Source organism: Comamonas sp. JUb58 (assembly GCF_004364775.1).
GTDB lineage: Bacteria > Pseudomonadota > Gammaproteobacteria > Burkholderiales > Burkholderiaceae_C > Comamonas.
In genome coordinates, this window is the sequence record NZ_SOAL01000005.1 from 91,810 (window position 1) to 106,149 (window position 14,340).

The 14,340-nt window shown below is 65.1% G+C and carries 12 protein-coding genes; 3 read left to right on the top strand and 9 right to left on the bottom strand.

Features of this window, described 5'->3' with window-relative positions; all coding sequences use genetic code 11:
• Positions 1-4: 4 nt before the first annotated feature.
• The 8 genes from EDF71_RS06630 to EDF71_RS06665 are packed head-to-tail and all read right to left on the bottom strand — an operon-like array spanning position 5 to position 10,027.
• On the bottom strand, positions 5-1,015 hold the full coding sequence (locus tag EDF71_RS06630; protein WP_133855807.1) for a branched-chain amino acid ABC transporter permease: 1,011 nt from the start codon (positions 1,013-1,015) through the stop codon (positions 5-7).
• Complete coding sequence (locus EDF71_RS06635; protein ID WP_133855808.1) at positions 1,008-1,928, bottom strand: branched-chain amino acid ABC transporter permease; 921 nt, start codon at positions 1,926-1,928, stop codon at positions 1,008-1,010. The genes EDF71_RS06630 and EDF71_RS06635 overlap by 8 nt, the downstream gene beginning before the upstream one ends.
• Positions 1,929-1,931: 3 nt before the next feature.
• Positions 1,932-3,116, bottom strand: coding sequence for an ABC transporter substrate-binding protein (locus EDF71_RS06640; RefSeq protein WP_133855809.1), 1,185 nt, complete (start codon positions 3,114-3,116; stop codon positions 1,932-1,934).
• Between the two features lie 45 nt (positions 3,117-3,161).
• Complete coding sequence (locus tag EDF71_RS06645; protein ID WP_133855810.1) at positions 3,162-4,793, bottom strand: benzoate-CoA ligase family protein; 1,632 nt, start codon at positions 4,791-4,793, stop codon at positions 3,162-3,164.
• A gap of 59 nt (positions 4,794-4,852) precedes the next feature.
• Complete coding sequence (locus tag EDF71_RS06650) at positions 4,853-6,028, bottom strand: acyl-CoA dehydrogenase family protein (protein ID WP_133855811.1); 1,176 nt, start codon at positions 6,026-6,028, stop codon at positions 4,853-4,855.
• A 1-nt stretch (position 6,029) separates the two neighbouring features.
• Positions 6,030-6,884 (bottom strand): enoyl-CoA hydratase family protein, encoded by an 855-nt coding sequence (locus EDF71_RS06655; protein WP_133855812.1) that lies wholly within the window; start codon positions 6,882-6,884, stop codon positions 6,030-6,032.
• A gap of 23 nt (positions 6,885-6,907) precedes the next feature.
• The gene (locus EDF71_RS06660) at positions 6,908-7,681 is read right to left on the bottom strand and encodes an SDR family NAD(P)-dependent oxidoreductase (protein ID WP_133855813.1); all 774 of its coding nucleotides are present in this window, start codon (positions 7,679-7,681) and stop codon (positions 6,908-6,910) included.
• 12 nt (positions 7,682-7,693) lie between these two features.
• A complete protein-coding gene (locus EDF71_RS06665; protein ID WP_133855814.1) occupies positions 7,694-10,027 on the bottom strand; it encodes a bifunctional salicylyl-CoA 5-hydroxylase/oxidoreductase in 2,334 nt (777 codons plus the stop codon).
• 116 nt (positions 10,028-10,143) lie between these two features.
• On the opposite strand from EDF71_RS06665, the gene EDF71_RS06670 reads away from it, so the two are divergent.
• Positions 10,144-10,677, top strand: a complete 534-nt coding sequence (locus tag EDF71_RS06670; RefSeq protein ID WP_243854202.1) for a MarR family transcriptional regulator — start codon at positions 10,144-10,146, stop codon at positions 10,675-10,677.
• An 82-nt stretch (positions 10,678-10,759) separates the two neighbouring features.
• Here the strand turns inward: EDF71_RS06670 and EDF71_RS06675 are convergent, their stop codons facing one another.
• Positions 10,760-11,245 carry a universal stress protein gene (locus EDF71_RS06675; protein ID WP_133855816.1) on the bottom strand — a complete coding sequence of 162 codons (486 nt, stop codon included), beginning with the start codon at positions 11,243-11,245 and terminating at the stop codon, positions 10,760-10,762.
• 125 nt (positions 11,246-11,370) lie between these two features.
• Between EDF71_RS06675 and tgt the strand changes: the two genes are divergently transcribed.
• On the top strand, positions 11,371-12,543 hold the full coding sequence (gene tgt / locus EDF71_RS06680) for a tRNA guanosine(34) transglycosylase Tgt (RefSeq protein WP_133855817.1): 1,173 nt from the start codon (positions 11,371-11,373) through the stop codon (positions 12,541-12,543).
• Positions 12,544-12,924: 381 nt separating this feature from the next.
• Complete coding sequence (locus EDF71_RS06685) at positions 12,925-14,337, top strand: sensor domain-containing diguanylate cyclase (RefSeq protein ID WP_133855818.1); 1,413 nt, start codon at positions 12,925-12,927, stop codon at positions 14,335-14,337.
• Positions 14,338-14,340 lie beyond the last annotated feature (3 nt).

Here is a 14,340-nt window from a genome sequence, read left to right on the forward strand (position 1 = left end):
GTGCTCATCGCTTGCTCCACATGCCGCGCCGCAGGCTCAGCAAACCATTGGGGGCCACCAGCACCACGATCAGCAGCACGGCGCCCAGGCCCAGTTGCCAGTGCACTGTGTAGGCGGCCAGCACTTCTTCCAGCAGCAGGAACACCGCTGCACCCACCAGGCCGCCATACAGATGGCCGACACCGCCCAGGATGACCATGATCAGCAGGATGCCGGACTGGGTCCACTGCAGCATGCCGGGGCCGACAAAGCTGCCCTGGTTGGCCAGCATCGCGCCCGCCAGCCCGGCAAAGGCGCCGGCCAGGCTGAAGGCCACCAGCTTGTAGCGGTAGACCGGAAAACCGATGGCCTGCATGCGGGTCTCGTTCTCCTTGATGGCCTGCAGCACATGGCCAAAACGGGCATTGAGCACCCGCGCCATCAGCAGCAGGCTGATGCTGACCAGCGCCAGCACCACGTAGTAGAACGTGGCATCCTGCGCCAGATCCAGGCCCAGGCCGATGTCCGAGCGGCCGGGCAGCGACAGGCCATCATCACCGCCCAGCGATTTGAACGACATGATCAGGTAGTACAGCATCTGCGCAAAGGCCAGGGTGATCATGATGAAGTACACGCCCTGGGTGCGCAGGCTGATGGCGCCGACCAGCAGCGAAAAGGCCGCGCCCATCAGCATGGCCAGGGGCCATGCCAGCCAGGCGGAGCTCACCCCCTGCTGCATCAGCAGGCCCACGGTGTAGGCACCCAGGCCCACAAAGGCCGCATGGCCAAAGCTCACCATGCCGCCAAAGCCGAGGATGAAGTTGAGGCTGGCAGCGGCCAGGCCAAACACCAGCACGCGGCTGGCCACGCCGATGTAGAAGTCCTCACCCGTTGCCTGGGCGATCAGCGGAAAGGCGATCAGCAGTGCCAGCAAAGGCAGCACCAGCCGGGGCTGCAGCCGGTGGTCGAAGACGCTGGGCTGCGCCGCTGGCGTGGCCTGGGCCGCAGCGGTCTGTGGGGCGGTGGTGTCAGTCATTGGCAGGGAAAAGACCTTGGGGTTTGGTGAACAGCACGGCAGCCATCAGCACATAGATCAGGATCGAGGCCACGGCCGGGCCGGCGTTGGCCGCCACCTCGGGGCCCATGGCCTTGTCAAACAACAAGGGCACCAGGGTGCGGCCGGCGGTATCGACCAGGCCCACCAGCATGGCGCCCAGCAGCGCGCCCCGGATCGAGCCAATGCCGCCAATCACGATCACCACAAAGGCGAGGATCAGAATGCTCTCGCCCATGCCCACCTGCACCGCCAGCAGCGGCCCCAGCATGCCGCCCGCCACTGCACACAGCGCAGCGCCCAGCGCAAACACCAGGGTGAAGAGGCGGCGCACATTGGCGCCCATGGCCGTCGCCATCTCGCGGTTGGCCGCACCAGCGCGCACCTGCATGCCAAAGCGCGTGCGGGTCACCAGCAGCCACAGCAGCAAGGCCACGGCCAGGCCCACGCCGATGATCAGCAGCCGGTAGGCCGGGTAGGAGAAACCATCCATCAAGCGCACCGGCCCGGCCAGCGCGGCCGGCGGGTTCAGCATCAGCGGCTGGGCGCCCCAGATGATGCGCACGATCTCATTGCTCATCAGCAAGATGGCAAAGGTGCCCATCACCTGCGACAGGTGGTCGCGGTGGTAGAGACGGCGCAGCACCGTGTACTCCAGCAGCACGCCCACCAGCACCGTGGCCAGCACCCCCAGGCCCAGGCCCAGCCAGAACGAGCCGCTCGCCTGGCTGAAGCTGGCCACCAGGTAGGCGCCGATCATGTAGAGCGAACCATGGGCCAGGTTGATCATGTCCATGATGCCGAACACGAGGGTCAGGCCGGCGGCCAGCAGAAACAGCATCAAGCCGAACTGCAGGCCATTGAGCGTCTGCTCAAGAATCAGGATGGTGTTCATCGATCAGGACGGCATCTTGCAGTCTTTGACGTAGGCATCCTGGTGGTTCTTGAACACCGTGCCCACCGTGCGGTTGGTCAGCTTGCCCTGGCTGTCCTTGCTGACCACGCGCAGGTAGTAGTCCTGCACCGGGAAATGGTTGCTGTTGAACTTGAAGCTGCCCCGCACCGACTCGAACTTGGCCGCCTCGATGGCCTTGCGCAAGGCCGCCTTGTCATCGAGCTTGCCCTTGACATCGCGCACCGCCGCATCCATCAGGCGCGCAGCGTCATAGCCATGCGATGCATACAGCGATGGCATACGGCCAAATTCCTTCTGGAAGTCGGTGACGAACTTCTTGTTCGCGGCATTGTCCCGGTCATGCGCCCATTGCGAGGTGTTGAAGGTGCCCAGCATCGAGTCACCCACCGCACGGATCACATCCTCATCGGCGGAGAAGCCCGGGGCGTACAAGGTGATGTCCTTGGACAGGCCGGCGCCGACAAACTGCTTGATGAAGTTCACGCCCAGGCCACCGGGCAGAAAGATATAGACGCCATCGACCTGGGCTGCACGCATCTTGGAGATCTCGGCGCCATAGTCCAGCTGGCTCAGCGAGGTATAGGTCTCCATGCCGATCTCGCCCTTGTAGAAGCGCTTGAAGCCGGCGATCGAATCCTTGCCTGCGGGGTAGTTGGGCGCGATCAGCGCCACGCGCTTGAAGCCCTTGTCCTGCATGGTCTGGCCGGCGGCCTCATGCAGCGCATCGTTTTGCTGCGAGACATTGAAGAAATACGGGTTGCACTGCGCGCCGGCGTACTGCGAGGGGCCGGCATTGGGGCTGATGAAGAAGGTCTTGTTCTGGAACGCCGCCGGGCCCACGGCCAGCATCACGTTGGAGAACACGGTGCCCGTCATGAAATCCACCTTGTCGCGCTTGAGCAGGCGCTCGGCCGTCTGCTTGGCCACCTCGGGGTTTTGCTGGTCATCGACCACCACCACCTCGGCAGGCAGGTTGCCGATCTTGCCGTTCATGTGCTTGACGGCCAGCTGGAAGCCGTCGCGGATGTCGGTGCCCAGACCGGCGCCGGGGCCCGACAAGGTGCTGAGCAAGCCCACCTTGACCTGGTCGGCCGCACTGGCACTGCTGGCGCAGAGCAGCGCGATGGACAGACTCACAAGACTGCGATGCAAAAGATGACGCTTCATGCTGGTTCCCTGGTTGGTGTGCCAAAAAAATTTAACGAGCCGCTACTATGCCGGGCTGTGCAGCCGAAACCGTTGTAGTTTTCCCGTAGCCGTGCGCGGCAGCTGCGCGACAAAATCCACGGCCCGTGGGTATTTGTAGGGCGCGACCGTGCTTTTGACGAAATCCTGCAAGGTCTTGACCATGTCCGCGTCCGCTGCAAAGCCCGGGCGCAGCACCACAAAGGCCTTGACGATCTGGCCGCGCTCGCTGTCGGGCAGGCCAATCACCGCGCATTCGGCCACCGCTGCATGGGCCAGCAAGGCGTCTTCGACCTCGGGCGCGGCAATGTTGTAGCCCGAGGAGATGATCATGTCATCGGTGCGTGCCTGGTAGACGAAGTAGCCGTCCGCATCCATCACATAGGCGTCACCGGTCAGGTTCCAGCCCGCATGCACATACTGGGTCTGGCGGCTGTCGTTCAGGTAGCGGCAGCCGGTGGGGCCTTGCACCGCCAGCTTGCCCACCGTACCGGCCGGCACTTCCCGGCCCTGCTCGTCGACCACCTTGGCGCGGTAGCCGGGCACGGCGCGGCCAGTGGCGCCGGGCCGGGCCTCGTCCTCGCGGTGCGAGATAAAGATGTGCAGCATCTCGGTCGAACCGATGCCGTCGATGATCTCGATGCCGGTGGCGGCTTTCCACAGCGCGCGGGTCGAGGCATTCAAGGCCTCGCCGGCCGACACGCATTTGCGCAACCGGGTCTGGCGCAGCCGTTCGCCCTGTTGGGCCATCACGCGGTACGAGGTCGGCGCGGTGAACACCACGGTGGCGCCAAACTGCTCGATGCCATCGACCAGCTGCAGCGGTCCGGCCTTCTCCAACAGCGCCATCGAGGCACCAATCGCCATCGGAAACAGCACCTGGCCACCCAGGCCAAAGGTAAAGGCCAGCGGCGGGCTGCCAATGAAGACATCATCGGGCTCGGCCTGCAGCACATGGCGGGGCCAGCAGGCGCAAACCGCCATCACATCACGGTGGAAATGCATCGTCGCCTTGGGCACGCCCGTGGTGCCCGAGGTAAAGCCCAGCAGGCAGGTGTCGGTTGCCGCCGTCTGCAGCGTGTCGAAATGCGGCGAGGCCTGGGCCATCAGCGGCTCCAGCGCCTGCTCTGCCGGCAGGCCGCTGCCATTGAAGTAGCGCACCGCCTGCAAGCGCGGGTTGGCCGCCTGCGCTGCCTGCACCTCGGCCAGCAAGGCCGCATCGCAGAGCGCATGGCTGATCTGGGCAATCTCGATGATGGTGCCCAGCTCCTTGGCGCGCAGCAGCGGCATGGCGGCCACCGCAATGCCGCCGGCCTTGACGACGGCAAACCAGCTCGCCACCATCATCGGGTTGTTGGGGGCACACAGCAGCACGCGGTTGCCGGGCACCAGGCCCATCTGCGTGGTCAGCAAATTGGCAATGCGGTTGGCCTGGGCCTGCAGCTCGGCATAGGTCCAGCGCACACCGGGGGCCTGCAGGCAGAGGCGCTCGCCCCGGCCTTCGGCCACATGGCGGTCCAGCAGCTCGGCGGCGCAGTTGAGCCGTTCGGGGAACTGCAGCTCGGGCAGGTCAAAGTGGTACTCCGGCTGCAGCTCGGGCGGCGGCAGATGCGTGGCGGCAAAGCGGTCGATATGCGCGGTATAGGGCGTGGCAGACATCTCGCAAACTCCAGGCTGAAGGCGGAAACCGGGACCGGCGTCCAGGTACTCGGCAGTGGTCAAGGCGCGGTGGGCGCCACTTGTTTGAGCAGCTCGCGGGCGATGATGAGTTGCTGCACCTCGGTCGCCCCTTCGTAGATGCGCAGCGCGCGGATCTCGCGGTACAGGCGCTCGACCGGCTGATCGCTGACGACACCCAGACCGCCCCACATCTGCAGCGCCGCATCAATCACCTGCTGCGCGTTCTCGGTGGCGGTCATCTTGGCCATTGCCGCCTCGCTGGTCACGCTCTGGCCCTGGTCGCGCTGCCAGGCGGCGCGGTAGGTCAGCAGCGCGGCGCTGTCGATCTGCGTCGCCATTTGCGCGAGCTTGGCCTGGGTCAGCTGAAAATCGGCCAGCACGCCCTGGAACATGCGGCGGCTGGTGGCGCGCTGCAAGGCCTCGTCCAGCGCACGGCGGGCAAAGCCCAGCGCGGCGGCCGCCACCGAGGTGCGAAACACATCCAGGGTGCGCATCGCCAGCTTGAAGCCCTCGGCCGCCGCGCCAATGCGCTGGCTGACCGGCACGCGGCAGCCGCTGAAGCGCAGCCGCGCCAGCGGGTGCGGCGCAATTACATCGATGCGCTCGGCAATCTCCAGGCCGGGCGTGTCGGCATCCACGATCAGCGCCGAGATACCGCGCGCGCCCGGTGCCTCGCCGGTGCGCACAAACACCACATAGAAGTCGGCAATGCCGCCGTTGGAGATCCAGGTTTTTTCGCCGTCGATGACATAGTGGTCGCCGTCCAAACGGGCGGCGCAGGCCATGGCGGCCACGTCCGACCCGGCATCGGGCTCGGACAGCGCAAAGGCCGCAATCGCCTCGCCCCGTGCAACCCGGCCCAGGTAGCGCGCCTTCTGCGCCTCCGTGCCCGCCAGGCTGATCGCGCCGGAGCCCAGCCCCTGCATTGCAAACGCAAAGTCGGCCAGGCCGTTGTGGCGCGCCAGGGTCTCGCGGATCAGGCAGATGGCGCGGGTGTCGATTTGCGCGGCTGCGCCGCCATGCGCCTCGCCCGCCACCGCATGGCGCAGCCAGCCCGCCTGGCCCAGCGCCTGCACCAGGCTGCGGCAATCGCCATCGGTATCGCCGCTGTGCACATGGGCCACATGCTGGGCGGCCCAGGCATCCAGCGTCTGCGCCAGGTCCGCATGGTGCGGCTCAAAAAACGGCCACTGCAGGTAACGGGTGTCGGCCATGTCAGTTCCCCTGGAATTGCGGCTTTTGCTTGGCCACAAAGGCCTCGTAGGCGCGCTTAAAGTCTTCGGTCAGCATGCAGATGGCCTGCGCCTGCGCCTCGGCCTCGATCGCCTGGTCAATGGTCATCGCCCATTCCTGGTGCAGCATGGTCTTGGTGATGCCATTGGCAAAGCTGGGGCCTGCGACCAGGTCGGCGGCCATCTTCTGCGCCTGCTCCAGCAGCGCTTCGGGCTCGGCCAAACGGTTGAAAAAGCCCCAGCGCTCGCCCTCTTCGCCGCCCAGGCTGCGGCCGGTGTAGAGCAGCTCGCTGGCGCGGCCCTGGCCGATGATGCGCGGCAGAAAGGCGCAGGCACCCATGTCGCAACCCGCAAGGCCGACGCGGTTGAACAGGAACGCCGTCTTGCTGCGCGCCGTGCCCAGGCGCATGTCCGAGGCCATCGCCATGATGGCGCCCGCACCGGCACAGATGCCATCGACCGCCGCAATGATGGGCTGCGGACAGGCGCGCATGGCCTTGATCAGCTCGCCCGTCATGCGGGTGAACATCAGCAGCTCGGGCGCCTTCAGGGCCACCAGCGGGCCGATGATTTCATGCACATCGCCGCCCGAGCAGAAGTTGCCGCCCGCGCCCACCAGCACCACGGCCTTCACATCCTGTGCCCACTTCAGCTGGTGGAACAGGTCGCGCAGCTCGGCATAGGACTCGAAGGTCAGCGGGTTCTTGCGCTCGGGCCGGTTGAGGGTGATCGTTGCCACCCCGGCATGGACCTGCCACAGAAAATGCCGGGCCTGGTAGCCGGCCAGTTGCTGGTGGTTGCCCGCCACCAGGGCGGGGTCGATTCGGTATTCACTCATGCCTGTCTCCAGAGATTCGGGGTTCACATCACTTCGCCGCCAGCCACCGCAATGGACTGGCCGGTCATCGCGCCAGCCCCCTTGCCGCAGAGCCAGACGACGGCATCGGCCACCTCTTGCGGCTGCACCAGACGGCCCTGGGGGTTGTCGCGCACAAATTCGGCCATGGCCTGCTCGGGGCTGCGGCCGGTCTTGGCCACCACCCGGTCGATGCTGGTCTTGACCAGGTCGGTTTCGGTATAGCCCGGGCACACGGCATTGACCGTGATGCCCCGGCTCGCCACCTCCAGCGCCAGCGCCCGGGTCAAGCCCACCACGCCATGCTTGGCTGCCACATAGGCCGACACATAGGCGTAGCCGATCAAGCCTGCGGTGCTGGCCACGTTGACGATGCGGCCATAGCCCGCCGCCTGCATCGCCGGCAGCACCTGCTGCATGCAGAGCATGGTGCCGGTCAGGTTCACCGCCAGCATCTGCGACCAGAGCTGGGCATCGGTCTTCATGAAGGGTGCGCTCTGCGCCTGGCCGGCGTTGTTCACCAGGATCTGGATATCGCCAAAGGCGGCCACGGCCTGCGCAAAGGCCGCCACCACCTCTGGCCCCTGTGCCACATCGGCCAGCACCAACTGGCACTGGCCCGGGAAGGCATCCACCAGTTTTTGCAGCGGCTCGGGCCGGCGGCCCAGCACCGTCACCCGCGCGCCCTGCGCCAGCAGCTGGCGCGCAATCGCCTCGCCAATGCCCTGGCCGGCGCCGGTCACCAGCGCATGTTGTCCTTGCAAGCTCTTGGTCGCCATCTGTGCTGCTCCTCAATGGCCGGCGGCCGCTTGCTGGGCCTTTTCGCGCTCGAACAGGCTCTCCATCTGGCGCTTGCCGGCAAAGTAGGGCTGGGGCCAGGCGATGGCGGTGTAGCCAATCTTGGCCGCCTCGGTCAAGGTCCAGGCCGGGTTGGCCAGGTGCGGGCGTGCCACGGCACAAAGGTCGGCACGGCCAGCCGCGATGATGGAGTTGGCATGGTCGGCCTCGCTGATCGCGCCGACGGCCATCGTCGCAATGCCCGCCTCCTGGCGGATGCGGTCGGCAAACGGGGTCTGGAACATACGGCCATAGACCGGCTTTTCCTGCTTGCTGACCTGGCCGGATGAGCAGTCGATCAGATCCGCGCCAGCGGCCTTGAAGGCCTTGGCAATCTCCACCGCGTCATCGGGGGTGATGCCGCCGGGCACCCAGTCATGGGCGGAGATGCGCACCGACATGGGCCGCTCCTGCGGCCAGACGGCGCGCACGGCCCGAAACACCTCCAGCGGGTAGCGCAGGCGGTTTTCCAGGCTGCCGCCATAGGCGTCGTCGCGCTGGTTGGTCAAGGGCGAGATAAAGCTGGACAGCAGATAGCCATGGGCGCAGTGCAGCTCCAGCCAATCGGCGCCCACCTCGGCAGCCATCTGGGCAGCGTGCACAAACTGCTGCTTGACCTCGTCCATCTGGGCCAGGCTCATCGCCTGCGAGATCTGGCTGACGCCCTCCAGGTACTGCTGGGGCGAGGCCGAGATGATGGGCCAGTTGCCCTCGGTCAGCGGCAGGTCCGTGCCCTCCCAGGCCAGGCGGGTCGAGGCCTTGGCGCCGGCATGGCCGATCTGCATCGCAAACTTGGCATCGGTATGGGTGTGGATCCAGTCGCTGATGCGCCGCCAGGCCTGCTTTTGGGCCTCGCTGTAGGTGCCCGGGCAGCCGGGGGTGATACGGCCTTCGGGGCTGACGCAGGCCATCTCGGCAAACACCAGACCGGCGCCGCCCATGGCGCGCGCGCCCAGGTGCACCAGGTGGTAATCGCCCGGCACGCCATCGACGGCCGAGTACTGCGCCATCGGCGAGACGACGATGCGGTTCTTCAAGGTCAGGCCGCGCAAGGTATAGGGCAGAAACATCGGCGGCGGCGCCTTGCCCTGCACCTGCACCTGCACCCCGTTTTGCGTAGCCAGCCAGGCCTCATAGCCGCCCAGCCAGGCGGCATCGCGCAGGCGCAGGTTCTCGTGGCTGATGCGCTGGCTGCGCGTCAGCATCGAGTACATGAACTGCTCGGGCTCCAGCTGGTCGCAGTAGCGCTTGCCGCAGACCTCGAACCACTCCATCGCGTTCCAGGCGGCATTCTGGATGCGCAAGGTCTCCACCCGGCGCAGCGCCTGGTAGGCCTCCAGCACCGCAGGGATCTGCGCCTTGCCATCGCCCAGCTGCTGGAACTGCCGCGCCAGCTCGATCGCATCCTCGATCGCCAGCTTGGTGCCCGAGCCAATCGCGAAATGCGCCGTGTGCACGGCATCGCCCATCAGCACCACATGGCTGCCCTTGGCGTTCTGCAGCCACCACTGGTCGCAGACCACGCGCTGAAAATTGATCCAGGCCGAGCCGCGCAGATGGCGGGCATTGGTCATCAGGTGCGCGCCCTGCAGGTTATCGGCAAACAGCTTTTCGCAGAAGGCAATCGACTGCTCCTGGTCGGCCGTGTCCAGGCCGCAGGCCTTCCAGGTCTCCTCGGTGGTCTCGACGATGAAGGTCGAGGTCTTGTCGTCGAACTGGTAGATATGGGCCTGGAACCAGCCATGCTCGGTGCGCACAAAGTCAAAGGTGAATGCCTCGTAGACCTTGTTGGCGCCCAGCCAGATAAAGCGGTTGGGGCGGGTGACGATACCGGGCTTGAACACCTCGGCGTATTTAGTGCGGATGCGCGAGTTCACGCCATCGCTGGCGATGATGAGGTCGGCATCGGCATAGTCCTCGTCGGACTGCACATCGGTCTCGAACACGAGCTGGACGCCGAGCTGCTCGCAGCGCGCCTGCAGGATGTTGAGCAGGTGCTTGCGGCCAATGCCGACAAAGCCATGGCCACCCGAGCGGATCTTGCGGCCTTTGAAGAGCAGCTCGATATCGTCCCAGTGGTTGAAGGCCTGCTCGATCTGCAGGGCCGTCGCCGGGTCCCACTCACGCATGTTGTCCATCGTGGCATCAGAGAACACCACGCCCCAGCCAAAGGTGTCATAGGGCTTGTTGCGCTCCACCACGGTGACGTCATGCACGGGGTCCATCTGCTTCATCAGCAGCGCGAAATACAGGCCGGCGGGGCCACCGCCTATGCAGACAATTTTCATGGCCAGAATCGTCCCGAAAAATACTTTATAACTAAATTATTGATGCATAAATAATTCACTAAAATACGAACTTACCCTATCACTGGATGGGCCTGCGGTACTGCACCATGGGCGCCATGGCTGACATGCAAACCCTCTGCAACTCCCCCTCCGACACCGGCGGCGGCATGGCGGGCCGCGAGGCCGGCCTCTCGCATGACGAACACCAGGCCGTGCGCCTGTGGCTGCGGCTGATGACCTGCAGCACCCAGATCGAACAGGTGATTCGCAGCAAGCTGCGCACCCAGTTCGCCACCACCTTGCCGCGCTTTGACTACCTGGCGCAGCTCAGCCGCTTCCCCAAGGGTCTGCGCATGAAGACGCTCTCCGAGTACCTGATGGTGACCGGCGGTAATATCACTGGCCTGACCGACCAGTTGGTGGCAGAAGGCTGGGTGGAGCGGGTGGCCGATGACGAGGACCGCCGATCGATGACGGTGCGCCTGACGCGCAGCGGAAAAAAGCAGTTCAGCGCCATGGCCAAGGCGCATGAACAATGGCTGGAGCAGTTGCTCGCGCCCCTGGGCGCGGATGCCGCACGTGAGCTGTATGACCAGCTGGGCCTGCTGCGGCAGATTGTGGGCCAGCGGGTGGAGCCAGCTGCGGGCTAAATAGCCGACCCCAAAATGACAAAGAGCCTGCGGACCGCCCTGGTCCGGCAGGCTCTCAGGCTTCTCTGGCCCTCCGCGGAAATTACATCGCGGTATCGGCCTGGCTGAGGTCGCCATCGACCTCATCGGCCTCCAGCACTTCGGGCATCTTGACGATGGTGGTCGGCACCTTGCTGTGGCGGGCCACCTCGCGCGAGACCGAGCCAATCAGAATGCTGCCCAGCATGGTCTCCCCCGTGGCACCCAGCACGATCAGGCCGCAGCCCTTTTCTTCGGCAATGTCGAGCAGGCTCACATAGATATCGCCCAGGCGGATCTCCACCTCATACGACACACCGGCCAGGCGCAGCATGTCCAGCGCGGGGGCAACCAGGTCCATGCCCGCTTCCAGGCTGGCATTGGCGATCAGCTCCGAATCCTGCGTGGCCAGCTCCAGAAAGCTGGCCTCTTTTTGCACATGGGCGACCACCACATGGGCACGCAAGCCCTGCTGCACCAGTTGTACGCCGTGCTGTACCGCCTGCAGCGAGTTGGGCGAACCGTCGACGGCGATCATGATGTTGAGCATGGGCTTCTCCTTGGCAGTGAAAGATAAGACCAGTGTAGCGATCTGCCAGCGCACCCTGTGTCGGAGACGAGCCTGCGAAACCCGCCGCGCCGTCAACTACCGCACATCTGCGAAAATGCCCGGTTATGCTGCAGTTCGACCTTCTCAAAACCGATCCCACCAGCCACGCACGCCGTGGCACGCTCACGCTCAACCATGGCGTGGTGCAGACCCCCATCTTCATGCCCGTGGGCACCTATGGCACCGTCAAGGGCGTGATGCCGCGCAGCCTGGAGGAAATGGGCGCCCAGATCATTCTGGGCAATACCTTCCACCTGTGGATGCGCCCGGGCCTGGATGTGATGAAGAGCTTTGGTGGCCTGCACGGTTTCGAGAAATGGGACAAGCCCATCCTGACCGACTCGGGCGGTTTCCAGGTCTGGTCGCTGGGCGCGATGCGCAAGATCACCGAAGAAGGCGTGCATTTCCAGAGCCCCGTCAATGGCGACAAGCTGTTCATGTCGCCCGAGGTCAGCATGCAGATCCAGACGATTCTGAACTCGGACATCGTCATGCAGCTCGACGAGTGCACGCCGTACGAGACCAATGGCAAGAAGACCACCGAGGCCGAAGCGCGCAAGTCGATGGAGATGAGCCGCCGCTGGGCCAAGCGCTCCAAGGAAGAGTTCGAGCGCCTGGGCAACCCCAATGCCCTGTTCGGCATCGTGCAGGGCGGCATGTTCAAGCACCTGCGCGAGGAATCGCTGCAGGGCCTGCTGGAGATCGACTTCCCCGGCTACGCCGTGGGCGGCGTCTCGGTGGGTGAGCCCAAGGACGAGATGCTGGACATCATGCAGCACACGCCCCATCTGCTGCCGGCCAACAAGCCGCGCTACCTGATGGGCGTGGGCACGCCCGAGGACCTGGTGCAAGGCGTGGCCGATGGCGTGGACATGTTCGACTGCGTGATGCCCACGCGCAATGCGCGCAACGGCACCATCTTCACCCGCTATGGTGATTTGAAGATCCGCAACGCCCGCCACAAGACCGACCACCAGCCCATCGACACCTCCTGCACCTGCCACGCCTGTGCCGGCAAGAGCGGCGTGAGTTGGGACAACGGCGGCCGCGACGGCTTCAGCCGCGCCTACCTGCACCACCTGGACCGCTGCGGCGAGATGCTGGGCCCCATGCTGACCACCATCCACAACCTGCACTACTACCTGAACCTGATGCAGGAAGTGCGCCAGTCGCTCGATGCCGGCAACTTTGCCCAGTTCCGCGCGCAGTTCAAGTCGGACCGGGCACGCGGCATCTAAGCCGCATGCACCGCCAAGGCCTCGTGCGCTACAAAGCGTGGGGGCCACGAGACAGCGCAGCACGGCGCTTGACAGCGCTTGCGTAAAGTACGAGACAGCGCCATCTCGGGCTTGGCGCCCTGGTCGATGCGCTTGCCCTCAGCAGCCAAGGCGCGAACTTTCAGCCGAATTTTTCAGATTGATGCGCCAGCCGGCATGATTCTTTAGCTCCCATTTTGGAAGCAATAGCGATTGACTGAGGTTATCTACTGAGCAAAACCTCAGCCAGAACCTGCGCAACCGGGGCGTTCCGCCCGTCCGCCAATGTGTGACTGACCCACGGGGTCGGGCCCATGTCTGTGCAGGGGAGCGGGTATATTTCGCCCATCCTCCCTCACACCCATGCCGACCGCGTCGTCCGTCCACCCCTTGGAGCAACCCCGTAGCGGTCGCTTGCTGCTCTGCGCCAGCTTGGCCGTATTTGCTGCGGCCATGGTGGGCATCTTGCTGCGCCCGCTGGGCTATCTGTCGGTGTTCTGGCCCGCCAACCAGATCGTGCTGGTGCTGCTGCTGCGCTACCCGCGCCTGATGCGGCCTGTTGGCCTGGCAGCCCTTTTTGCCAGCTTTGTGCTGGCCGATCTGATCACCGGCACCTCCTTGTGGCTGTCCTTGGGCTTTACGACCGCCAATCTGTGCGGCGCCGCCTGCGGCTGGTTGTTCTTGCGCCGGCAGTCCAAGCGCGATCTGCAGATGGAAGGCCAGTCATCCGCGCTGATGGTCTTCTTTGCCAGCGGCATGGCATCGGCAGCATCGGCGGCCATTGGCGGGCCCATCAGCGCCTGGGCCTTTGAGATGTCGATGAGCCATGGGCTGCTGATGTGGTGGACCGGCGAATGGATGAACGCCATGATGCTGCTGCCGTTCCTGCTGGCCCTGCCGTCGGCCAGCAAGCCCACTGCGATGCAAGATCGCCAGTCCTGGGCCTTGAAGCTCCTGCCCGCCCTGGCGGTGATCACTTTGGAGACGACCAGCTATATGGTGGGCAACAAGGTGGGCTCCTTGGTGTTCTCGCTGCCTGCGCTGCTGTGGTGTGCGCTGTCCTACCGCATCTTGACGACGGCCATCATCACCATGCTGGTGTTTGTGACCAAGGTGATCGTGATCTCCAACATCGTGGGCTTTATCCCCGCCAATGTGCTGGATGTGGCCAGCCTGCGCCTGGGTATCACGATGCTGATCCTGGGTCCGCTGTCGGTGGCGGGCTCGCATGCGGCGCGTGCCGAGCTGCTGCACCGCATGCGCTACCAGGCCCACCACGACAGCCTCACCGATGTGCTGAGCCGCAACGGCTTTGTGCAGGCCAGCCATGCGCTGCTCAAGCGCCTGACGCATGAGGGCAGCTCGGCCGCAGTGCTGATGCTGGACCTGGACCATTTCAAGCGCGTCAACGACAACCACGGCCATGCCAGCGGCGACCGCCTGCTGCGCGATGTCAGCCAACTGCTGACCGAATCGCTGCGGCCCCAGGATGTGCTGGGCCGCATAGGCGGTGAAGAGTTCGCCGTGGTGTTGCCCCACATCAGCTTTGAGGATGCCGCTGCCATCGCCGATCGCCTCTGCCAAACCGTGCGCAGTGGCCGCTTCCAGACCGCGCACAACGAGCCATTGCGGGCCACGCTCAGCATCGGCCTGGCCTACAAACAGACGCTGCGACCCGGCGACAGCCTGGAAGACCTGCTGCGCGAAGCGGACCTGGCCCTGTACCAGGCCAAGTCCCATGGCCGCGATTGCGCGGTGTGGACGGCGCCGCTCTAAGCC